Raw genomic sequence first — 20,867 nt, 5'->3', positions numbered from 1 at the left:
AAGTCTCCCGGCGCAGTCCGGACCCGGGTCCGGGGCCGTTCCATACCGCCGAGGGTGAGGCCTCCGGCTTCTCCGCTACAGGCGACCTGCCTCCGAAGGGGAGCACCCCCCTACATCTTTCGAGGCAGCACCGTCGCCGTCGGGCCGCTCCGCCTTGTGAGCCTCGTCTCTCCTACCTAAGGTCCTGCCATGACCAAAGGGAATGGATCACGCGGGGAAACCGGCGCCAAAGAAGATCGGCGGGTGGAAGAGGCGTGCAGCTACCCGAACTGAGCGCCGAGATCCGCATACCCCTCCGTGTCCTTCAGCTTTACGTACGCATGGGACTGCTCCCCGCTCTTCCCGCGTACGACGAGTCCCATGTCCGCAGAGCCGTATTGGTCAGAACCCTGCTGGACGTCGGCGGCCTTTCGTATTCCTCCGCCCGCCGCGTCGTGCGGAGGATAGACATGTCACCGCCGCCGATCGGCGAACTGTGCGGCACCATCCAGTACGCCCTGCCCTCGCCCGGCTCAGAGGCGCAGGACCAGAATTGGGATCGGGCCAGGGAGCGTGTTCAGGCACTGGCCCTGGCGCGGAACTGGCGGGTGAGTCCGGAGAATCCGGCGTGGCACACCTTGACGCAGACTCTCGTCGCGGTGGAGTGGCTCGGACAGGACGACCTGCTGCGCCTCCTGGACACTTATGCGGACGCCTTGGAACCGGTTGTGGCCGCCGAGGTGCGTCTCCTGCGCGAACAGCCTGACCCGGAGAGTGCGGCCGCGCACATGGTGACGGGAACCGTCCTCGGGGACGTCGCATTCTCCGCACTACGCCGCCTTATTCACGAGCACGCTTCCTCCCAAGAACCATCCGAATGTCCGTAACAGTAGCGACCGTCCAGTAAGTACCTTAAGGTTGACGCCCCTTCGGTTGACGTGCATCCTGTTTGGTGATCACTGGAGCCCACTCCTTCCGAACAGATCGACCGTAAGGGGATAGGCGACTTCGGGCTACAGCAAGGGCGGGGGATCTTGCGGTACAACCCAGACGGATACGGGATCGATAAAACAAACAACAGAAGAGAAGAGGAGGGATTAGCAAAGAAATTAAAGGACCAGCAGCCAGAACTTCTCGAAGACTATCGAAACACCCTGGTCGAGCATCACAATCCATTAGGCTCGAACCCGGAAGCATGGGCCACCTGCAAAGAACAGGCCCAGCACATTCTCGCCGAATGTCTCCGCGCGATGGAAGACGGAGCCGAGGAACCACTCGACACCCATCTCATCGCGAAGACGCGAAGGCTCAGCGGCGCCCGCATCTCGCAGGGAATCGCACCCATCCATTCGGTGCGCGCCGGGGCCCTGCTCTTCCAGGTAGCCACGAGCCACCTCATCCGGATCGCTTCGGGCCAACCCGAAGACCAGCGCTGCCTGATGAAGATCCTGCCCGTGCTGCAGTCATCGATCACCCAGCGGCTGGAAGCCGGCTCCACCGGGCACGACCTCTTCCTGCTCGACGTCGTACGCGACGCCACCCGGCACGGCCGCGACGGCATGGCCCGCGAGATCCACGACCGCATCGGCAGCTCCGCCAGCCTCGCCCTGCGCCAGCTGGAGCTCTACGAGCTCACCGGGCAGCACTCGGGAACGGACACCAGGCTCAAGGCCGTGAAGCAGGCCATCCTGGAGACGCTGTACACCACGCGGGACATCGTGACGGACCTGCGGACCCGGGCGGAAGCCACCCAGTCCCTCTACGTCTCGCTCTCCGCCTTCGTCAACGCCATGGCCATGGAAGACCTAGAGGTCGACATCCACGTGACCGATCCGGGCGACCTCCTGCCGGACGAACTCACCGAAGACCTCTACCTGATGCTCCGAGAATGCCTGCGCAACGCCTTCACCCACTCCCGTTCCTCGCGGATCGACATGGAGGTCCGCGTCGAGGCGGGCCGGGTCGACGCATCGGTGCGGGACGACGGCAAGGGCTTCGACCCACACGCCCACCGACGGGGAAACGGGCTGTCCTCCCTGACCGAGCGCACCAAACTGCTGGGCGGCCGGCTCACCATCGACAGCGCTCCGAGGCAGGGAACGGCGATCTCGCTGTCCATCCCCTTCGACACGGAGAACCATGCACACGCCAACTGAGCCACGCCCGGCCGCCGAACCCCTCCGCATCATCGCCGTCGACGATCACTCACTGCTCCGCCGGGCCCTGTGCGAGCTGATCGAATCGGAGGACGACCTCACCGTCGTCGCCGATACGGACACCTCCGAGGGACTGGCCGACCTCGTGGAACGCACCAGACCCCACGTGGTCCTCCTCGACGTGGAAATGCCGGGTCACCACGCGCCCACCGTCGTGCGCGCCCTCACCACCCGCTTCCCCCAACTGCACGTACTGATCCTGACCATGCACGGCGACGCCCAGCTGGTACAGGAACTGCTCGCCCACGGAGCCCGCGGCTACCTGCACAAGAGCGTCCCGCACGAATCGCTGCTCGCGGCGTTGCGGAACACCGCCGCCCGCGATCCGCACGTCACGATCGCCCTGCCGAGCAGCGGCGTTCCCACCGTCGGATTCAGCACCTCGCACCAGACCCTCTCACCGCGGGAGCGGGAGGTGCTCACGTTCGTCGCCGCCGCCCTGAGCAACCGGCAGATCGCCGTCCGGCTGCGCATCACCGAGGGCACCGTGAAGCGGCACCTGCGCAACGTATTCGAGAAACTCGGCGCGATATCACGTATCGACGCGGCGAACAAGGCAATAGATGCGCGGCTCATCAGGAGGCCAGGGCCGGAAGACCGGCCCGGAACCGGAAGGGGATAGGACTAAAAGCTGCACAACTGGCCCGCCCAGTACACAACCGGCCCGCCCGCATACCTCTTTGAGAGTATCGGGGTTACTCCCAGCGGGTCTGCCCCGGGTTGGGGCACTCGAATATATTCGAGCCATGTCGATAAAGACGCCCATAATTTCCGATGGAATTGAGCGTTCCACAAGACCGATATCGCCATCGTCCGCACCCGTGAAATGGGTCCGGGTCCTGCTGCTCTGCTTCCAGGAATCCCGGGCAGCGGTGCAGGCAATTTTCCTGATGCGATTCCTGCTGGCCGCCACGGCCGGCGCCACGTCGTATCTGACGCTGCCCCCGGCCCTGTTCGGCGGGGCCGCCGTCTGGCTGCTTGCGGCGACGTCCGTCTACCTCTTCAACGGGGTGACGGACGTCGACGAGGACCGGGCCAACGGCTCCACCCGCCCCATCGGACGCGGCGCCCTGTCGCCCGCCGACGCCCGTCGTACCGCCCAGGTGATGGCCGCGCTGGCACTGACCGGCGGCGCGTGGATCGGCCCGGCGATGCTCACGGCAACCGGGTGCATGCTCCTCCTCGGCTTCGTGTACTCCGCTCCCGGCATCGCCCTCAAGACCAGCACCCCCGGCACCATGGCCACCGTGATCGGGAGCGGCGCCCTCACCTACACCGCCGGGGTGGTGTGCTCCGGGAGCCCGGTCTCACCGTCGCTGATCGCGTTCTGCACCGCGATGTGCCTGTGGATGGGACTGGTCGGGGCCGTCGCGAAGGACTTCTCCGACGCCGCTGGCGACGCCCGGCACGGCCGCCGCAACTGGACGGTCCTGTGGGGGTACCCGAAGACGGCCGCGGTCGTCTCGCTGAGCGCCGTGACCGTGGGGACGGGGCTGCTCGTCTCCGCCCTCGTCCTGGACTCGCCCCAGCTGCTGGTACCCGCCTGCGTCCTGCTGGGCGGGGCGCTGGCGCTGGCGGCCGCGGCGCTCACGGGGCGGTCGGACGACTCGCGGTCCCGGCGCAGGCTGCCCTACCGGATGTTCATGGTCACGCAGTACGCGGCGCATCTCGCCGCTTTCGCCCAGCCCATCGGCTGAAACGACGACGGGGGATTCACAGTGAGGCACAGCCAGATCCATCCCGGGGCATCCGGCCGCCCGGACCCGCGACCCGGCGTCGCCGTCGACACCGACGCCGACACCGACAACGGCACCGCCGACACCGACGCCGCGATGCGCCACGACGGGTTCGGCATCCGCATCCTGGGCCCGCTGGAGGCGGTCAACGGCGCCTCGGCGCACCGCCCGCGCGGCCCCAAGGTACGCAAGCTGCTCGCCCTGCTGGCCGTCCGCGCGGGGGACATCGTCGAGGTGGACACGCTCGTGGAGGAGCTGTGGGACGGATCGCCCCCGCCCACCGCGGTCAGCACGGTCCGTACCCACGTCTACCACCTGCGCCAGGAACTGGGCCGGGAGTTGGGCGACGCCGACGTCCGCCGCGTCATCGCCACCGAGGGCACGGGGTACTCGCTGTGCCTGGCCCCCGGCCGGCTGGACCTGGAGCAGTTCACCCAGCTGTACGGACAGGCCCGCACCGACCTGCGCGCCGGCAACGCCGAAGCCGCGCTGGAGCGCCTGGACACCGCGCTCGGCCTCTGGCGGGGCCGTGCGCTGGCCGATGTGACCCGGGGCCGCGTCCTGACGGGCCACGGCGCCCGCATCGAGGAACTGCGCTCACGCGCACAGCAGTTGTGGATAGAAGTGATCATGATCCTGGGGCGGCACGGCGAGGTCGTGCCGGAGCTGCTCCGGCTGGTCACGGTGGATCCGCTGAACGAATGGCTGCACGCACGCCTCATCGACGCCCTGTACCGGAGCGGGCGGCGGGGCGACGCCCTGCGCGCCTTCCACCACGTACGGAACGTGCTGGCCGAGGAACTGGGCCTGGAGCCCTCCGACGACCTGCGCCGGCTCCAGCACCACATCCTGGCGGGAGGACCGGCCGCGTGAGCATCCGGATCTGGACCGTCCCGACCGCGGACGCCGCGGCCTGGGTGCCGTACGAAGAGGCGTACGCGGTGATGGACTCCCGGGAGCGGCACCGGCTGGCCCGCTTCCGCCGCGCGACCGACCGGCTGCGCTACCTGGCCGTCCACCACGTCTACCGCAACCTGCTCGGGCAGGAACTCGGCATCCACCCGGCCGAAGTGGACTTCCGCCGGTCCTGCGCCCGCTGCGAGAGCCGGGAGCACGGCCGGCCGGTGCCCCACGGACCGGACGGGACCACCCTGTCGGTGAGCCTGTCCCATTCGGCGGCGTACGCGGTCGTCGCGATCGGCGACGACCCGGACGTCCCGGTCGGAGTGGACATCGAGCGGGTACGGCCGCACATGGACTGGAGCCGCATCCCGTGCGTCCAGGGCGTGCGCACGACCCACGGCTTCGAGCAGTGGACGCGCGCCGAGGCACTCGTGAAGGCCGCGGGCACCGGCCTGGAGGCCGACCCGCCCCGCTACACCGGCCACGCCTTCGGGCCCTGGCGCGCCGCGCTCGTCCCGGGCTCGGCCCGGGACTGGTACGTGCGCAGCATCCGCTCCCCCGAGGGGTACGCGGCTTCGGTCGCGTCCGGGAGCGCGGACGCGCGGGTCACCGTCGCGCAGTGGCGGCCCTGACGGCCGGCGGCCGGAAGCGCAGCAGGAAGAAGAAGGGCGGCCCCGGGAAGTTCCGGGGGCCGCCCTCCTCCTGCTTCCGCCCGTCCCGCTACCGCAGCAGGACGCAGCTGGGGCTGGGTATGGGGAGCGGGGGCGCGGCCGGGGTGAGCCGGCCGGTGGCCGGGTCCAGGCGGAAGGCGCTTAGCGACTGACCGGCCTGGTTGGCCGTGTAGACGTACCGGTCGGAGGCGTCGAGGGCCACGTCCCGCGGCCAGCGGGTGCCCGGCGCCTTGGCGGTGACCGGCTGGGACTCGACGAGCGCGAGGGTCCGGCCCGCGTTGCCCACCCGGAACGACTCGACGGTGTCGAGGCCCCGGTCGGCCGTGATCAACAGCCCGCCGTCGCGCGTGAGGTGCACGGCGGACGGGGCGTTGCGGGGGTCGATGCCGGGCGGCGCGACGGACGCGTGGGAGACCGGGCGGAGCTCTCCGGTGCCGGCGTCGTAGGTCAGCACGGTGACGGTGTGCCCGAGTTCGTTGGTGACGTAGGCGAGGTCTCCCCGCGGGTGGAAGACCAGGTGCCGCGGGCCGATGCCGCTGCCGAGCCGGACCTTTCCGGCCGGGCGCAGGGCGCCGGTGGCGGAGTCGAAGTCGTAGACGTGGATGTGGTCGTCGCCCTTGTCGGGCACCAGGACCCGGCGGCCCGCCGGATCGAAGGCGATCATGTGCGGATGCGGGCCGCGCTGCTCGTCGGGGTGCGGGCCGCGGCCGTCGTGGCGTACGACGGTCACGGCCTCGCCCAGCGATCCGTCGGCCGCCGCCACGGGCAGGACGGCGAGGTGCCCCGAGTCGTAGTTGGCCGTGAGGAGGAAGCGGCCTTCGGGATGGACCGCGAGGTGTACCGGCGCCGCCCCCGCACTGGAGCGCGGGCTCCCGAGGGGGTGCAGCCGGTCCCCGTCGATGCGGTAGGCGTGGACGGCTCCGGTGGCTCCGTCCGGGAGCTGGCTGACGGCGTAGAGGCGGGCCCGGTCGGGCGAGAGCGTGAGGAACGAGGGGTTCACGATGCCCCGCCGCCAGTTCCTGACGTCGAGGCGGCCGTCGGCGCCGACGGCGGCGATCCCGATGCCGGGCAGGCCCGGCAGCCCGTACTCGCCGATCGTGAAGCCGCCGATGTAGGCGCGGCGGGCATCCGGACGGGGTGCTTCGCCCGCGGCGGTGGACATGCCGGTCCAGCCGATCCCCGCGAGGGCACCCGCCCCGGCGAGCGCGAGGAATCCGCGACGGTCGTAGGAAGAAGAGGGAGCGGAAGCAGAAGAGGAAGCGGCGCGGTTCACAGGTCGGCTCCGAAGATCAGCCCGGGTGCGAGGAGGACGGCGAGCCCTCCGCCGGCCAGGGCCAGCAGGACCTGCCACCCGGTGCGCAGGTTCCTGATCCGGGCACGGCGGCGGGCCAGGGCGAGCACCGCGACCGACGCCGCCCAGGCGGGAAGCGCGATGCGCAGGCTGACCTCGCCGGTGAACAGGAGTCCGGCGCGGGCCGTGATGCACTCGGCCGCCGAGCACCCGGCGGGCGGGACGGACGAGGACCCCAGGACCCCGAGCCCCAGGAGGAGCAGCGGGGCCCCGGCGGCGAGGCCGGTGGTCCACACGTAGGGCGACAGTCCGGTGCTCCGGCGGGCTCGCCGCCGGGTGATGGCGAAGGCGGCCAGGGCGGGTACCCACCCCGTCACCACGCCGAAGAGCCCCGCGTGCGCGGCCTCCGCGAGCGCGGCCCAGCCTGCGTCCATCCCCCAGCCGCCCCGCAGCAGTGCCAGGAGGCCGGTGGCGGCGGCGAGTCCCGCCGCGGTGTGTGCCCAGGTCCGTGCGAAGGAGGGGGCGCCGGCCCAGCCGACGAAGACGCCCGCCAGCGAGACCAGGAGCACGGGCGGCCCCGCGGTCACCCCCCAGGGCAGCGGAAACCCGGGCAGGCCGTCGCCCAGGGGCGCCGACCAGCTCCCCCAGTCGCCGAACAGGGCTGCCAGGACGGCGGTGACGCAGGCGGCGACGGCTCCGGCGTGCTGCATCCGGTCGGTCTCGGCCCGGGCACGCTCCACCCGGTCGGCCTCCGCCCGGGCACGCTCCACGCGGGCATGCTCCGCCCGGTCGGCCTCGCCCCGGGCCGCCTCCCCTCCGGCCTCCGCGGCTTCCGCGGCCGCCCCTGCCTCCCCGCCCCCTGTCAGGACGAGCGCCACGCCCCGGGACCGGAACGGGGGAGTTCCGGAGACGGGGCGCGGCGCCGCCTGCGGGATCGCCGGGCCGGTGGAAGCCGGCCCGGTCGCGGCCCCGTGGGCAGCCTCGGAGGGAAGTCGGGGGACCGTCCCCTCCGAGGCGGTTCGTGGCGTCGGGCCGAGGGGGCCGGCGGCTATGTCCGCCTCCGGCTCCTCGGAACCCTTCGCGGTCGCGGAGCGCCCGGATGCGGACGCTCCGGCGGGCCGGGCCGTGGTCATCGCCCGGCCTCGGCGGCGTGGGCGGTGCCGGCCGTGCCGGCGGTGTCGGCGGCGCCGGCCGTGTCGGCGGTGCCGGCCGTGTCGGCGGTGCCGGCCGTGTCGGCGGCGCCGGCCGTGTCGGCGGCGCCGGCCGTGTCGGCGGCGCCGGCCGTGTCGGCGGCGCCGGCCGTGTCGGCGGCGCGGGCACCGGCCTCCGGCGCAGGGCCCGTACGCTCCTCGGCCGCGGACTCCCGGAAGCCGTAGCGGGACCACCAGCGGGCCAGCGGCGTCGGCGCCCACCACGCCCACTTGCCCATCAGGGCCATGGTGGCGGGCACGAGCAGGCCCCGGACGACCGTGGCGTCGATGATCACCGCGATCACCAGGCCGACCCCGATCATCTTCATGAACAGGATGGACGAGGTCGTGAACCCGCCCACCACCACGACGAGCAGCAGCGCGGCACTGGTGATGATCTTCGCGGTGCGCTGGAGCCCGATGGCCATCGACTCGACCGGGTCGCCACTGGCCTCCCACTCCTCGCGCACCCGGGAGAGCAGGAAGACCTCGTAGTCCATGGCCAGGCCGAAGGCGATCGCCACGATGAGCACGGGGAAGTTGGCGTCCACGGCACCGATGGGTTCGAAGCCGAGCAGCCCGGAGAGGTGCCCGTCCTGGAAGATCCACTTGATGGCGCCGAAGGTGGCCAGGAGCGACAGCAGGTTCAGGATCACGGACTTCAGCGGGAGCAACAGCGAGCCGAAGGCCAGGAAGAGCACCAGGAAGGACACGACCGCCACGAACAGGGCCATCCACGGAAGACGTCCGCCGATCATGTCGACGATGTCCACGCGGGAGGCCGGCATACCGGTCACCAGCGTCTTCGCGCCCTCCGGCGCGGCGGTGTCCCGGACCCCGTGCACCAGGTCCACGGCCGAGCGGGACATCGGGTCGGGCGCGTACCGCACGGTCACCCGCGCGTCGTTGCCCGCGAAGGCCGTGGGCGTCGCGGACGTCACGCCCGCGACCCCCTCCAGCCGGTCCGCGTACGCCGCTACGGCGCTGCGGTCGGCCGGGCCGTCGAAGCGGACGACCGAGGTCATGATCCGGCCGGGGTTGGTGTCGAAGTCGGCGGCCAGGGTCTTGCTGACGACCTTCGCGTCCCCGCTCGACGGCAGTACCCACTCGCCCGGCCGGGCCCAGTTGACGCCGAGCAGCGGCGCACCGAGGCCGACCAGGACGGCGACGATCGCCAGCGAGGAGAGCAGGGGCCTCCGCATGACCGCGTGCGCGGTGCGGTACCAGCGCCCCTGAGTCAGCGGCTTCGCCGCGCCGCCCCGGCCGCCCGGCAGCGGGATCCGCCACTTGTCGATGCGGTGTCCCGTGTAGCGCAGCAGCGCCGGGAGCAGCGTCAGCGAGCCGACGACCGCGAAGGAGACCACGGCGACGGCCGCGTAGCCCATGGAGGACAGGAACCGCGACGGGAAGAGGGCCAGGCCCGCGAAGGAGATCGCCACGGCGAGCCCGGAGAAGGCGACCGTGCGCCCGGCCGTGGCCGTCGCGCGCCGGACCGCGGTGTCCACGTCCGCGCCGGCGTGCAGTTCCTCGCGGAACCGGTTGACCAGGAAGAGGGCGTAGTCGATGGCCAGGCCGAGGCCCAGGATCGTGATGACGTTGATGACGGTGCTGGAGATCTCGGTGAACATCGTCAGCACGCGCAGCACCACGAAGGAGCCCAGTGCCACGAAGGTGCCGACGGCCAGGGGCAGCAGCGCGGCGACCGCGCTGCGGAAGATCAGCACCAGCAGGACGAGCAGGACAGGGATCGAGAGCATCTCGGCCCGGCGATGTCCGAGCCGGTCAGGGCGTTGACCTGCTCCGTCATCGCGGCCACGCCGCCGAAGCGGGCGGTGACCCCCTCGGCCTCGAACTCCGCCTTGATCTTCGTCAGCGCCTCGACCTGCTGCTGGTCGTTCTCGTCGGCGAACTGCACGGTCGCGTACATGTGGGTGCGGTCCCGCGACACGTAGGCGTCCGCGCCCTGGGCGCCGGGGTCCCAGTAGGAGCTCAGGCGTGCGATGCCCTCGCGCGGGACGCCGTCGAGTGCCGAGCGGACGGCGCCGCCGAACTCCTCGGCGGTCCGGCCGGCGACCTTCGACTCGTAGAGGACGATCAGGTCGTTGGACTCGCGCCCCAGCGGGCCTTCGAGAACCTTGTCGGCCTCGACCGACTCACTGGCCGGATCGTCGAATCCGGCACCGCCGGTGAACGAGCCGAAGACGCCGGTCCCCCACACGCCGGCGAACAGCGTGAAGACGACCGCCGCGATCACGACCCATTTGCGACGCCGCGCGGTGAATGCTCCGATGGCGGCAAACAATTTTCTCTCCCTGGCTGGTATCGCTTTTGCTCAGGCTTGCTGAATTGTTTCGACCCCGCGCAGGTTCGGTTCCCGACTCTTTCAGAGTCGGGAATTACGCGGAATGCACATTCGGATTGTTCGCTATACCTCTTTCGACACATTCCCGGCCGTGCTCCGCACGGGAAGTGCGAGCCGGCCGGTGCGCCGCTGCGCGAGCGAGGCGACCACTCCCACCACCAGCGACAGTCCGAGACCGATCGCGACCGAGTGGACCGGGTCGTCGCTGATCGCGCCGCCGAAATAGCCCACCCCCACGGAGTACGTGGTCCATATCAACTCCGCGAGCGCGGCCCCGGAGGCGAACCGGCCGAGCGGGTACCCGGCGGCGCCCGCCGCCAGCCCGCCCAGCAACCGCCCGCTCGGCAGGAAGCGCACGCCGACGACGAACGGAATGCCGCGCCGGCGCACCTGCCCGGACATCCACTCGAAGAGCTCGCCGCGCCGCCCGCGCGCCACGGCGCCCAGCCGCGCCCGGTCCCCGAGGAACCGGCCGCAACGGTGTATCAGCAGGTCGCCGAGGAGCGCGCTACCGGCCACCGACAGCACGACCAGGACGATCGACATCTCCCCACGCGCCGCGAGCACACCGCTGGTGACCAGCAGCACGTTGTTCGGCAGCAGCGGCGGCAGGGTCGTGAGCGCCAGGATCGCGTACGCCCAGCAGGCCGCGCCCGACAGGTTCCCCGCCAGGCCGGAGGTGACGTCGACCCAGGTCACGAGCGAGTTGATGTCCACGGTCTCCCCTCCATCCCTTCGACCCCGGCCGCGAAGGGTCCGGGGCGGCCGGCACTACCTCTTTCGAGGCATGTGCCGGGTCATTGGTGAGTGATGACCCCAGGTCGGCGGGTCACTAGCGTCGGTTCGGCAGCGGACGAACGCGCCTCCACATGAACTGTAACCTAAGGTATCGATAGATTCACTATCACCTATCACCAGTCTAGGCGGGCGCACATGACCGACGTGATGCTGTTCCTCAAGGAGTTCGCCCGGACCCGTCGGGACACGGGAGCCATCGCTCCCAGCAGTCCCTTACTGGCCCGGGCCCTCACCCGCTACGTGATCCCCAGTCCGGGCCGGCCGCGCGCCGTGCTCGAAGTCGGCCCCGGCACGGGCGCCGTGACCCGGTACATCCAGCCGGCGCTGGGCCCCCTCGACACCCTCGAACTCATCGAGCCCAACCCGCGGTTCGCCGACCTGCTGCGGCACACCTACCGGGACGACTCGCGCATAGGCCTGCTGCCGGGCCTGGTCCAGGACCACGAACTCGGCTCGTACGACACGATCGTGTGCGGCCTGCCCTTCGCGAACTTCGAGGCCCCGGTCGTGGCGGACATCCTCGGGCAGCTGCTGGGCTCGCTGAACCCGGGCGGCACGCTGTCCTTCTTCGCGTACGCCGGAATCCCGCCCCTGCGCCGGGCCCTCACCTCGGGCGAGACGCGCGAGCGCACGCTGGGAACCCAGGCGGTACTGGAGCGGACGCTGCGGCGCCACCGGTTCCGTACCGAGACCGTGCTGTGGAACGTACCGCCCGCCCACGTGCACCACCTGGCCCTGGTGGCACCCGCGCTCGCCTACAGCGCCTGATCCTCCACCCGGGCGGACACGCGTCCGGACGCGTCCTCTTGAGCGATGCGGCGCAGGGCCGACATGGCCGCGTCGCCGAGGAGGGTGCCGAGGACGACGCCCTCCACCTTGCCGTCCGCACTGGGCACCCGGGCAAGGGCGGCCAGCTCGGCGCCGGCCAGGCGTCCGGCCACGGCCGCGTACTCGTCGAGCAGGGACAGCAGATCGCCCCGGCCCAGGTCGCGGTAGGTCACGACGATCTGGACCAGCGCCTTCCAGCCGGGATTCTCGGGCTTGACCGCCCAGCCCTGGCGCCGCACCAGCTCCTCGACGGTGCGCTCGGCACCCGCCCAGTCGCCCTCCGGATTCGGGTCGGCCACGGCGCGGGTGACCGCGGACTGGGCGACGCCGAGCATGCCGTGGACCGTGCGGTGGGGCGAGTCGACCTCGGCGAGCACCTCGCGGACGGCGGCGATCGACAGGCCGCCGACCTCCAGCATCGCCCGGATCAGCCTGAGCCGGTGCGCGTGCGCCTCGGAGTAGCTCACCTGGTTGGGGCTCGTCCGCTCGCCGGACGGCAACAGCCCTTCACGGGCGTAGTACTTGACCGTCGCTACCGAAACTCCGGTACTCCGCGCCAGCTCTCCGATACGCATTCCACCAGGATACTGCGTTTCCCCTCCGTGTTTACCCCCCGGCCACAACAACCCGCCCGGAGTCCGCCGCGTCCGCGAATTGCCCAGCTTTTATCGGTCTTGAATTTGCGCACGATCACGCTTCCATGCCGGACTGCCAGGCTCAATCCGTACCCAAACTCCCCCTCTTGGAAGCCAAAGAACCGAGCCGAAGGAATCAGGTATGACCACAGAAGTGGTTCCGGAGCTTCCCTCGGAGCCCGGCGATCTCACCTACGGGCGCACCGTGGACCGCTCCCTGGTCCACCGGGCCGCCGTCTCCGAGGTCTTCGTGACCGACATCAGGCCCCTGACCCCCATGCGCATACGCACCGCGGTCCAACTGCCCCTGACACACGGCTACTACAGCGACCACGTGCAGCAGCCGGCCCTCTACGACGCCCTGCTGCTCCTGGAGTCGGGCCGGCAGGCCGCGATCGCCGGATCGCACGCCCACATGGGCCTGTCCCAGGGCACCACGATGATCGTCGACAGCTTCCGCATGGACCTGCACGGCCTCGCGGCGCTGAAGATCGGCTCGAAGCCGGGACGGCTGCACATCGACACCGAGTACTCCGGCAAGGCGAACCGGCGCGGCCGGGTCCGCAAGGGCAAGGTCGCCCAGCGGTACTTCATGGACGGTGTCGAGGTCGGCGACCACGAGATGGACGTGCTCTTCCTCAACCCTCACGAGAACGAGGTGCTGCGGCACGCCCAGCGCGGCACCCCGGCGCCCCTGACCTCGGACTACGGCCGCCACGGACCGGGTGACGACGGCAGCGGACAGCAGCAGCCCGGACAGGTCGGCCGGGGCAACCCGCTCAACGTCGTGCTGTCCCGCGCCGAGCGCGCGCCGGAGGCGGTCACGGCCCGGGTGACACCCCGCTTCGACAACCGCGCGCTCTTCGACCACGTCTACGACCACCTCCCGGCCATGACCCTCGTCGAGGCCGCCCGCCAGCTCGCCCTGCTCGCCACCGGCGAACCCCTGGCCACGTACGCCGTCGGCTTCGAGGCCCGGTTCGACCGGTTCGCCGAACTGGACGACACCGTCCTGGCCGAAGCGGACCGTCCCGGCTCGGGTGCGCCCGGCACGGTTCCGGTGCGCTTCGTCCAGGCCGGCGAGCAGATCGCCCACGTCACCGTCACCACCGCATCCGGGAGCCACCTGTGAGTACGCGGCGCCTTGCCGTCTGGACCGACTTCGGCGGTGTTCTGACACCCCCGATCTCCCACACGATGGCCGCCTTCTGCGCGGCGCAGAACCTCGACCAGCAGGCACTCGGGCAGGCCCTCGGAAAGGTCACCGCCCGCTACGGCACGGCCGACCCGATGGAGCCCATCGACACCCCCCTCATCACCGAGGAGAAGTGGCTCGACGAGATCTCCGCCGTGCTGGCGGCCGATCACGGGATCACCGGACGCAAGCTGACGACCCTCGCCGACACCTGGTTCGACGGCCGTGAGACCAACCACGCGTGGGTGGCCGAGCTGCGCAAGGCGAGCGAGGCCGGCGCCTTCGTCGGAATGATCTCGAACATGGTCCCGACCTGGGACGCCCACTGGCGCCGCATGGTCGACGTGGACGAGCTCTTCGAGGACGTCCTCCTCTCCTTCGAGGTCGGCCACCGCAAACCCTCGCCCGCCATGTTCGCGCTCGCCGCGGAGCGAGCCGGGGTCCCCGCCGCCGACTGCGTCCTGATCGACGATCTCGGGCACAACGTCGCGGGAGCCGAGGCTGCCGGCTGGACGGCGATCCACTTCACCGACACGAGCACGGCGGCGGCGCGGCTGAGCGCACTGCTGGCGTCCACGCAGTCGTCCGCGTAATCGCCCGCCCAGTCGCCCGACCTTCGATAAGGAGCCATACCGTGAGCCGTTCCGTGCTCGTCACCGGCGGGAACAGAGGCATCGGCCTCGCCACCGCCCGCGCCTTCGCCGAACAGGGCGACAAGGTCACCGTCACCTACCGCACCGGCGAGCCGCCCGAAGGGTTCTTCGGCGTGCGCTGCGACGTGACGGACCCCGAGTCCGTGCGCCGCGCCGTGGACGAGGCCCGCATCCAGCACGGGCCGATCCAGGTGCTGGTCTCCAACGCCGGCATCACCCGCGACGAGCTGTTCGTCGGCATGGCGGCCGAGGACTTCCGCGCCGTCATCGAGACGAACCTGCTCGCGGCGGTGGCCGTCACCAAGGAGGTCCTGCCGGACATGCTCAAGGCCCGCTGGGGCCGGATCGTCCTCGTCGCCTCGGTGAGCGCCCTGTCCGGCGCCCCCGGCCAGACCAACTACGCCGCCTCCAAGGCCGGCCTGATCGGCTTCGGCCGCTCCCTCTCGCGGGAGGTCGGGCGCCGCAAGGTCACCGTCAACGTGGTGACCCCGGGCCTGATCGAGACCGACATGGTCAAGGACGTCACCGGCCCGCGCCGCGAGCACCTGCTCAGCCAGACCTCCCTGTTCCGCGCGGGAGAGCCCGAAGAGGTGGCCGGCGTCGTGAAGTTCCTGGCGAGCGACGACGCCTCGTACGTCACCTCGGCGGTCGTCCCCGTCACCGGCGGCCTCGGCGTCGGCCACTGACCGTCTCCACGCGCCACATCCCCACGCGCCACATCCCCACGCGCCACATCCACCCGTCACATCCATCCGCAGGAAAGGAAACCCATGGCGAACGACAAGGTCCTTGAGATCGCCCACCAGATGGGCCGGATCTTCAACGATCTGGACGCGGAGGCCGCCCACACGCTGGTCGCCCCCGACTTCGTCGACTACGAGGCCCCGCCCGGCACCCCCGGTGGCCCCGACGGCTACCTCGGCACCGCCCGCTGGATGAACTCCGTGTTCTCGGAGGCCGGCTGGGACCACCTCGACTCCTTCGCCGACGGCGACAAGGCCGTGATCCGGGTGCGGTTCACCGGAATCCACACCGGCAACTTCCTCGGCTTCGAGGGCACCGGCAACAAGGTCGACGTCGAGCACATCCACATCTACCGCGTCGGTGACGACGGCCTCGTCCACGAGCACTGGGCCTGCCGCCAGGACCTGTTCCTGCTGGCCCAGATCGGCGCGGTCGAACTGAAGCTGCCGCCCACGGGCACGCAGGCGTAACCCCTTCCCCGCCCCACCACTCAGGTCGCCGAACACCCCACGGGTTCGGCGGCCTGCGTGCATTTCAGCAGCAGCACACGACAGACACGACAGAGACGACAGAGAGGAACGAAGCCGTGATGAGAGCCGACCGGCCGGCGTGGGCCCTGGTGGCGACCTCGCTGCCCATGTTCATGGTCGCCGTGGACAACCTGGTGGTCACCAACGCCCTCGCCGTGATCGCGGAGGACCTGAACACCAGCCAGACCGGCCTGCAGTGGGTGGTCAACGGCTACATCCTGCCCTTCGCCGGACTCCTGCTCGCCGGCGCCGCGCTGGGCGACCGGATCGGCCGGCGGCGCGTCTTCGTCTGGGGCATCGGCGTGTTCACCGCGGCCTCGGCCGCGTGCGCCCTCGCGACCTCGGTGGGCGCCCTGATGGCCGCCCGCGTCCTGCAGGGCGCCGGAGCCGCCGCAATCCTGCCGGTCTCCCTGACCCTCGCGGTCGCCGCGGTCGGCCCGGCCAAGCGCGCCCTGGCGGTCGGCGTGTGGGGCGGGGTCAACGGCATGGGCATCGCCATCGGCCCGATGGCGGGCGGGATGGTGACCCAGGGACTGGACTGGCACTGGATCTTCTGGCTCAACGTGCCGGTGGGCCTCCTGGCCCTGCCGCTCGCACTGTGGGCCGTACGCGAGTCGACCGGTGCGGCCCGCCCCCTCGACGGGTGGGGGACGCTGCTCTCGTGCGGCACCGTCGTGGCCGCGGTCTGGTCCATCATCCAGTCCGCCGGAGAGGACGTGTCACCGCTCCGCACGCTCCTCGGCGTCGCGCTGACGGCCGTGCTCGCCGCCGCGTTCGCCCACCGCCAGCGCACCGCCGCGCATCCGCTGATCCCGCTCCACCTCTACCGGGTGCGGCCGTTCATGCTGAGCAACGTGCTGGCGATGGCCATGTACTTCGGCGTGTTCGGATCCATCTTCTTCCTCGCCCAGTTCCTCCAGGGTCCGATGGGCTACTCCCCGCTCGAAGCGGGCCTGCGCACCCTGCCCTGGACCGTGGCCCCGATGGTGGCCGTACCCGTGGCCAGCGCCCTGCTGGACCGGGTGGGCGGCTGGCGGCTCCAGGCGGCCGGCTGTCTGGCCCAGGCCCTCGCGCTGGCCTGGCTCGGGCTGATCGCCCGGCCCGGGGTGTCCTACGGGGCGATGGTCGGGGCCATGGCGCTCGCCGGCGTGGGCATGGGCCTGGTCTTCGCGGCCAACCCCGCGACGGTCATCGGCTCCGTGGAGGAGCACGAGCACAACCTGGTCTCCGGCGTGAACAACACCATCCGCGAGTTCGGCGGCGCCCTCGGCATCGCCGTGCTCACCCTCGTCTACGTACAAGGCGGCCTCCGCAGCGCTGTGCTGACGGGGGCCGCCGTGGTGTTCGCGGGCGCCTTCGCGGGACTGGCTATCGGGCGTACGAAAGCACGGCCCGGGTCCGCGCCAGCACCTTCCGCGCCCCCGAGCACACGGTCAGATCGACCCGAACCGAGCCGTCTTCCCTGACCTCCGCCACCACGCCGTCGACGGTGATCTCCACACCGTCGGCGGTGTCGGGGACCACGACGGGCCGGGTGAACCGGGTGCCGTACTCCTCGAAGACGGCCCCCTCGCCCGCCCACCCCCGCAGGGCCGTGGCGGCCAGGCCCATGCTGAGCATCCCGTGGGCGATGACCCCCGGCAGCCCCACCAGGGCGGCCCTGGAGTCGGACCAGTGGATGGGATTGTGGTCACCGGAAGCCGCCGCGTACCGGACGAGATCGGCCCGGGTCACGCGGAAGGCACGGGTGGGGAAGACCTCTCCTGCGGCGGTCACCGGCCGGCCTCCTCGTGCGCTGAAACGTGGCCTGCGACGTGCTCTGCGGCCTGCCCTGCGGCCTGCTCCGCGGCATGCCGTGAAACGAGCGTGGACGTCGTCGTGCACACCAACGCGTCCCCGTCCGCCTCGCAGACCCGTCCGCGCAGCGTGAGCACGTCGTTGCCGTCGACGGTGGCGGCGGCGACCACTTCGATCACGACGACGAGGCGGTCACCCGACCGGATCGGCCGCACCGCCTCGAACCGCTGGTCGCGGTGGAGGACCCGGGAGAAGTCGAAGCCGAGCCCGGGATCGTCGATCACCTGCCGCTCGGCGTGCATGGACAGCACGATGGGGAAGGTCGGCGGCGCGGTCCGGCCGTCCCCGGCCTCGGCGCCCACCGCGCGCGAGAATTCACGGATGGTCTCGCGGCCGACCTCGTAGGGCTCGCTCGGCGGGTACGTACGCCCCGCGAAGGACGTGTCGAAGGCAGATGGCATGGGGCCTCTCCTCGGGAAGTGCGGACAGAACCGCGGGCGGACCCGCGGGCGGAACGGCAGGCGGCACAACGGCCGGACAGCACAACGGCCGGACAGCACAGCGGCGCCCGCGTGAGGGATCGCGGACGCCGCTGTGAGCCGGCCGGACATCAGCGGGGTGAACGCACCACCAGCGCGGCGGCGTTGCCGTCCCACCCCACGGAGGTGACGAGCGCGGTCACCCGCGTGACGGGCGGCCGCGCCCGCCACAGCGCGAGGAGACCGGCGAGCTGCATCGCTCCGCTCGCGCTGTACGTCTCACCGAGCACGTCGGCGATCCGCACGGTCGCCGCCGGCTCACCGCCCAGCGCGGTCCGCACGCCACGCCGTTCGACCGCTTCCAGACCGCGCTGGTGCACGGCCCCGAGGGAGACGACGTCGATCTCGCCGGGTTCGACCCCGCTGCGCTCCAGCGCGCGCGAGACCGCGTCGGCCAGCCCGCCGGCGTAGTCCCGCGGATCGGGGGTGAACCGCGACTCGCACGCCAGCAGCTCGGCCAGCTCGCCGGCGGCCGGCCGGTCGGGCTGGACCGTGAACACCGCCGCGCCCTCCCCGAGCGCGGCGCCGTCCCGCAGCACGCCGGTACGGTGCCAGCCCCAGGCCGCCGGAGCGCTCAGCTCCTCCGCCCCGCCGACCAGCAGCCGGTCCGCCCGCCCGAGGGTCAGCGCCAGCCGGGCGTGCCGGAAGGCGAGCAGGGAGGCCGTCTGGCCGCCCGCCACCGTGGCGTTGAGGCCGCGCAGTCCGTTGCGGATGGCGATCTGGCCGGTGGTGCTGTTCATCACGGTGTTCGGGAACCGGCCCGGATTGACCAGGTACGGCTTCTCCAGTGTCAGCGTGTCGTAGAGCAGCGTGCTGTGCGTGGACACCGACCCGGTGTTCGTGGCGAGCACCACGCCCGTGCGCGCCCCGTCGACCTCGATCCCCCGGAGCACCTCCTGGCAGGAGACCAGCCCGAACGAGGTCAGGCGGTCCAGGTACTTCGTGCCCTTGCGTCCGAGCTGCTCCTTGACGTCCAGGCCCCGTACCGCGCGGACCGGACGCGGCGGGTACGCCGCCGCGTCCTCGCCGACCGGATCGTCACGGGACTCGTCGGGGGCCTCGCCGCCGCCGAGCAGCCGCTCGGCCAGCGCGTCCAGCCCCAGACCGGCCGCGGAGACGACGCCCGCCGAAGCCACGTAGAGCGGTTCGACGACGGTCGCCTTCCGCTCCGCGGCAGCGCCGGCGGTCTCGGTCGTGGCGGTCACGAAACCCTCCCCAGGATGGTGATGACGTTGTTCCCGCCGAAGGCGAAGCCGTGGTTCTGCACGATGTTCAGGCGGGCCTCGCGGCCGGTGCCAGGTACGCAGTCGACGCCCTCGCCGAGCTCGGGGTCCGGCTCGGTGACGTGCGCCGTGGGCGGCAGGAAGTCCTGCTCCAGCGCCTTGCAGCAGGCGATCGCGCCGAAGCCGGACGCCGCGCCCATGGTGTGGCCGAGCATCGACTTGATCGAGCTGATCGGCGGTATGCGGTCGCCGAACACCTCGCGCGCCGCCGCCACTTCGGTGGCGTCGTTGGTGGGGGTGCCCGTTCCGTGCGCGCAGATGTAGTCGATCTGCTCCGGCTCCACCCCCGCCGCCTCGTGCGCGGCCCGGATGCCGGACGCGATGCTGGCCGCGTCGGGGTGCACCATGTGGGAGGCGTCGCAGTTCGCCGCGTACCCCAGCACCTCGGCGTACATGCGGGCACCGCGCCGCTGGGCGTGCTCGTACGTCTCCAGCACCAGCACCGCGCCGCCCTCGCCGGTGACGATGCCGGTGCGGTCCGCGGCGAAGGGCCGCGGAACGTCCTCGGCCATGGCTCCGAGGGCGTAGAAGCCGGCGTGCGTCAGCCGGTTGACGGCGTCGGCGCCGCCCGCCAGCATCACGTCGGCCTCACCACTGCGGACCAGGTCGAAGGCGTACCCGAGCGCGTAGTTGGAGGCGGAGCAGGCCGTCGGGATCGTCTGCGTGTCGCCGCTCAGCAGCAGCTCGGAGCTGACCGCGTTGGCGATGCGCGAGGCCGGGGTCTGACCGGCCAGCCCGCCGTCGATCGACTCCAGTCCGCCCTGGATCCACTGTTCGGCCAGCACCTGGACGACGGCGGACTCCCCGCTGGTCGTCCCCATGATCGCGCCGGCTCCGGCGGCTTCCAGCTGGCCCTCGTCGATCCCGGCGTCGGCGATGGCCAGCCGGGCGGCCGCGGCGGCCAGCAGGCCGCTGCGGCCCCAGCGCGTCGGGTCGAGCCGCTTGAGGTGGTCGGCGGGATCGAAATCGAGGACCTCGCCGGCATTGCGGCGCGGGAAGGCGCTCGCGTCGAAACTCTCGATCGGCCCGGTACCGCTCTCGCCCGCACGGATGGCGGCGGCGAATACATCGGCACCAATACCGACCGGAGACACCGCGCCGAGCCCGGTGATGACGACCCGGCGGTACGTTCCCGCCGCCTCTCCGGCAGTACGCGCGGGTCCTGTCTCAGCCATTCGGGTTCTCCTTGGCGTACCGCTCGACACCGTCCACCAGAAGACGCAGGTTCACGAGTTCACCGAGGTCGGTCTTCGGAATGACGACACCCAATTCCTTCTCGATCCGGGAAACGACGGTGATGAGGGAGAGCGAGTCACTGTCGTAGTCGTCGATGAAGTGGCCACCGTCGGTGAGCTCGCCCTCCTCCAGCTCGAGCTCTTCGTTCACGATCGCGCTGACAGCCGCGTAGTAGTCACTCACGGATGCCACAGTCTGCTGAGTCATGCGCTTGCCTCTCGTCGCCTTCGAACCGTTCGAACAGGACCGTATGCGGGTAGGAATTGACCAAGCAAGGCCCC

23 protein-coding genes are annotated in these 20,867 nt (G+C 71.3%); 12 read left to right on the top strand and 11 right to left on the bottom strand.

Annotated features, from left to right (window positions below):
* Nucleotides 1-254 precede the first annotated feature (254 nt).
* The 6 genes from AC061S_RS08655 to AC061S_RS08630 all read left to right on the top strand — a co-directional run bounded on the left by AC061S_RS08655 (nucleotide 255) and on the right by AC061S_RS08630 (nucleotide 5,466).
* Nucleotides 255-866 (top strand): MerR family transcriptional regulator, encoded by a 612-nt coding sequence (locus AC061S_RS08655; RefSeq protein WP_478685245.1) that lies wholly within the window; start codon nucleotides 255-257, stop codon nucleotides 864-866.
* 363 nt (nucleotides 867-1,229) lie between these two features.
* Entirely contained in the window at nucleotides 1,230-2,135 is a 906-nt protein-coding gene (locus AC061S_RS08650; protein WP_478685244.1) for a sensor histidine kinase, read from the top strand.
* Nucleotides 2,119-2,817 carry a response regulator gene (locus AC061S_RS08645; protein ID WP_478685243.1) on the top strand — a complete coding sequence of 233 codons (699 nt, stop codon included), beginning with the start codon at nucleotides 2,119-2,121 and terminating at the stop codon, nucleotides 2,815-2,817. Before AC061S_RS08650 ends, AC061S_RS08645 begins: the two co-directional genes overlap by 17 nt.
* 199 nt (nucleotides 2,818-3,016) lie before the next feature.
* A complete protein-coding gene (locus AC061S_RS08640; RefSeq protein WP_478685242.1) occupies nucleotides 3,017-3,892 on the top strand; it encodes a UbiA family prenyltransferase in 876 nt (291 codons plus the stop codon).
* Between the two features lie 21 nt (nucleotides 3,893-3,913).
* Nucleotides 3,914-4,804, top strand: coding sequence for an AfsR/SARP family transcriptional regulator (locus AC061S_RS08635; protein WP_478685241.1), 891 nt, complete (start codon nucleotides 3,914-3,916; stop codon nucleotides 4,802-4,804).
* A complete protein-coding gene (locus AC061S_RS08630; RefSeq protein WP_478685240.1) occupies nucleotides 4,801-5,466 on the top strand; it encodes a 4'-phosphopantetheinyl transferase family protein in 666 nt (221 codons plus the stop codon). Before AC061S_RS08635 ends, AC061S_RS08630 begins: the two co-directional genes overlap by 4 nt.
* Before the next feature lie 88 nt (nucleotides 5,467-5,554).
* On the opposite strand, the gene AC061S_RS08625 is transcribed toward AC061S_RS08630, so the two are convergent.
* From AC061S_RS08625 to AC061S_RS08605, 5 genes are all read right to left on the bottom strand, one after another.
* On the bottom strand, nucleotides 5,555-6,778 hold the full coding sequence (locus tag AC061S_RS08625; RefSeq protein WP_478685239.1) for a lactonase family protein: 1,224 nt from the start codon (nucleotides 6,776-6,778) through the stop codon (nucleotides 5,555-5,557).
* Complete coding sequence (locus AC061S_RS08620; protein WP_478685238.1) at nucleotides 6,775-7,929, bottom strand: hypothetical protein; 1,155 nt, start codon at nucleotides 7,927-7,929, stop codon at nucleotides 6,775-6,777. The genes AC061S_RS08625 and AC061S_RS08620 overlap by 4 nt, the downstream gene beginning before the upstream one ends.
* Nucleotides 7,926-9,743 carry an MMPL family transporter gene (locus AC061S_RS08615; RefSeq protein ID WP_478685237.1) on the bottom strand — a complete coding sequence of 606 codons (1,818 nt, stop codon included), beginning with the start codon at nucleotides 9,741-9,743 and terminating at the stop codon, nucleotides 7,926-7,928. The genes AC061S_RS08620 and AC061S_RS08615 overlap by 4 nt, the downstream gene beginning before the upstream one ends.
* Nucleotides 9,704-10,288: an MMPL family transporter gene (locus AC061S_RS08610; protein WP_478685236.1), complete on the bottom strand. Its 585-nt coding sequence runs from the start codon at nucleotides 10,286-10,288 to the stop codon at nucleotides 9,704-9,706. The genes AC061S_RS08615 and AC061S_RS08610 overlap by 40 nt, the downstream gene beginning before the upstream one ends.
* A gap of 123 nt (nucleotides 10,289-10,411) precedes the next feature.
* Nucleotides 10,412-11,065, bottom strand: coding sequence for a DedA family protein (locus tag AC061S_RS08605; RefSeq protein ID WP_478685235.1), 654 nt, complete (start codon nucleotides 11,063-11,065; stop codon nucleotides 10,412-10,414).
* A gap of 216 nt (nucleotides 11,066-11,281) precedes the next feature.
* Between AC061S_RS08605 and AC061S_RS08600 the strand changes: the two genes are divergently transcribed.
* Nucleotides 11,282-11,914 (top strand): class I SAM-dependent methyltransferase, encoded by a 633-nt coding sequence (locus AC061S_RS08600; protein WP_478685234.1) that lies wholly within the window; start codon nucleotides 11,282-11,284, stop codon nucleotides 11,912-11,914.
* Here the strand turns inward: AC061S_RS08600 and AC061S_RS08595 are convergent.
* A complete protein-coding gene (locus tag AC061S_RS08595) occupies nucleotides 11,902-12,549 on the bottom strand; it encodes a MerR family transcriptional regulator (protein ID WP_478685233.1) in 648 nt (215 codons plus the stop codon). The two genes, AC061S_RS08600 and AC061S_RS08595, sit on opposite strands and share 13 nt — an antisense overlap.
* A 202-nt stretch (nucleotides 12,550-12,751) precedes the next feature.
* On the opposite strand from AC061S_RS08595, the gene AC061S_RS08590 reads away from it, so the two are divergent.
* The 5 genes from AC061S_RS08590 to AC061S_RS08570 all read left to right on the top strand — a co-directional run bounded on the left by AC061S_RS08590 (nucleotide 12,752) and on the right by AC061S_RS08570 (nucleotide 17,197).
* Nucleotides 12,752-13,741 carry an AfsA-related hotdog domain-containing protein gene (locus tag AC061S_RS08590; RefSeq protein WP_478685232.1) on the top strand — a complete coding sequence of 330 codons (990 nt, stop codon included), beginning with the start codon at nucleotides 12,752-12,754 and terminating at the stop codon, nucleotides 13,739-13,741.
* A complete protein-coding gene (locus AC061S_RS08585) occupies nucleotides 13,738-14,397 on the top strand; it encodes an HAD family hydrolase (RefSeq protein ID WP_478685231.1) in 660 nt (219 codons plus the stop codon). Before AC061S_RS08590 ends, AC061S_RS08585 begins: the two co-directional genes overlap by 4 nt.
* A 41-nt stretch (nucleotides 14,398-14,438) precedes the next feature.
* On the top strand, nucleotides 14,439-15,143 hold the full coding sequence (fabG, locus tag AC061S_RS08580; protein WP_478685230.1) for a 3-oxoacyl-ACP reductase FabG: 705 nt from the start codon (nucleotides 14,439-14,441) through the stop codon (nucleotides 15,141-15,143).
* An 84-nt stretch (nucleotides 15,144-15,227) separates the two neighbouring features.
* Nucleotides 15,228-15,671 carry an ester cyclase gene (locus AC061S_RS08575; RefSeq protein WP_478685229.1) on the top strand — a complete coding sequence of 148 codons (444 nt, stop codon included), beginning with the start codon at nucleotides 15,228-15,230 and terminating at the stop codon, nucleotides 15,669-15,671.
* Nucleotides 15,672-15,790: 119 nt separating this feature from the next.
* Complete coding sequence (locus tag AC061S_RS08570) at nucleotides 15,791-17,197, top strand: MFS transporter (protein WP_478685285.1); 1,407 nt, start codon at nucleotides 15,791-15,793, stop codon at nucleotides 17,195-17,197.
* On the opposite strand, the gene AC061S_RS08565 is transcribed toward AC061S_RS08570, so the two are convergent.
* From AC061S_RS08565 to AC061S_RS08545, 5 genes are all read right to left on the bottom strand, one after another.
* Complete coding sequence (locus tag AC061S_RS08565) at nucleotides 17,100-17,507, bottom strand: MaoC/PaaZ C-terminal domain-containing protein (protein ID WP_478685228.1); 408 nt, start codon at nucleotides 17,505-17,507, stop codon at nucleotides 17,100-17,102. The genes AC061S_RS08570 and AC061S_RS08565 overlap by 98 nt on opposite strands.
* Nucleotides 17,504-17,989: an FAS1-like dehydratase domain-containing protein gene (locus tag AC061S_RS08560; RefSeq protein WP_478685227.1), complete on the bottom strand. Its 486-nt coding sequence runs from the start codon at nucleotides 17,987-17,989 to the stop codon at nucleotides 17,504-17,506. Before AC061S_RS08560 ends, AC061S_RS08565 begins: the two co-directional genes overlap by 4 nt.
* 149 nt (nucleotides 17,990-18,138) lie before the next feature.
* On the bottom strand, nucleotides 18,139-19,272 hold the full coding sequence (locus AC061S_RS08555; protein ID WP_478685226.1) for a beta-ketoacyl synthase N-terminal-like domain-containing protein: 1,134 nt from the start codon (nucleotides 19,270-19,272) through the stop codon (nucleotides 18,139-18,141).
* The gene (locus AC061S_RS08550) at nucleotides 19,269-20,525 is read right to left on the bottom strand and encodes a beta-ketoacyl-[acyl-carrier-protein] synthase family protein (protein ID WP_478685225.1); all 1,257 of its coding nucleotides are present in this window, start codon (nucleotides 20,523-20,525) and stop codon (nucleotides 19,269-19,271) included. Before AC061S_RS08550 ends, AC061S_RS08555 begins: the two co-directional genes overlap by 4 nt.
* The gene (locus AC061S_RS08545) at nucleotides 20,518-20,793 is read right to left on the bottom strand and encodes an acyl carrier protein (protein WP_254382134.1); all 276 of its coding nucleotides are present in this window, start codon (nucleotides 20,791-20,793) and stop codon (nucleotides 20,518-20,520) included. Before AC061S_RS08545 ends, AC061S_RS08550 begins: the two co-directional genes overlap by 8 nt.
* Nucleotides 20,794-20,867 lie beyond the last annotated feature (74 nt).

It is taken from the genome of Streptomyces sp. CA189, assembly GCF_056428985.1.
This window is presented reverse-complemented; position numbering and strand designations above follow the sequence as displayed.

Coding starts and splice junctions, on each gene's coding strand:
- AC061S_RS08600 (WP_478685234.1), top strand. CDS start 11,282: ATGACCGACGTGATGCTGTTCCTCAAGGAGTTCGCCCGGACCCGTCGG.
- AC061S_RS08595 (WP_478685233.1), bottom strand. CDS start 12,549: ATGCGTATCGGAGAGCTGGCGCGGAGTACCGGAGTTTCGGTAGCGACG.
- AC061S_RS08550 (WP_478685225.1), bottom strand. CDS start 20,525: ATGGCTGAGACAGGACCCGCGCGTACTGCCGGAGAGGCGGCGGGAACG.
- AC061S_RS08645 (WP_478685243.1), top strand. CDS start 2,119: ATGCACACGCCAACTGAGCCACGCCCGGCCGCCGAACCCCTCCGCATC.
- AC061S_RS08650 (WP_478685244.1), top strand. CDS start 1,230: ATGGAAGACGGAGCCGAGGAACCACTCGACACCCATCTCATCGCGAAG.
- AC061S_RS08620 (WP_478685238.1), bottom strand. CDS start 7,929: ATGACCACGGCCCGGCCCGCCGGAGCGTCCGCATCCGGGCGCTCCGCG.
- AC061S_RS08575 (WP_478685229.1), top strand. CDS start 15,228: ATGGCGAACGACAAGGTCCTTGAGATCGCCCACCAGATGGGCCGGATC.
- AC061S_RS08590 (WP_478685232.1), top strand. CDS start 12,752: ATGACCACAGAAGTGGTTCCGGAGCTTCCCTCGGAGCCCGGCGATCTC.
- AC061S_RS08560 (WP_478685227.1), bottom strand. CDS start 17,989: ATGCCATCTGCCTTCGACACGTCCTTCGCGGGGCGTACGTACCCGCCG.
- AC061S_RS08615 (WP_478685237.1), bottom strand. CDS start 9,743: ATGCTCTCGATCCCTGTCCTGCTCGTCCTGCTGGTGCTGATCTTCCGC.
- AC061S_RS08545 (WP_254382134.1), bottom strand. CDS start 20,793: ATGACTCAGCAGACTGTGGCATCCGTGAGTGACTACTACGCGGCTGTC.
- AC061S_RS08570 (WP_478685285.1), top strand. CDS start 15,791: ATGAGAGCCGACCGGCCGGCGTGGGCCCTGGTGGCGACCTCGCTGCCC.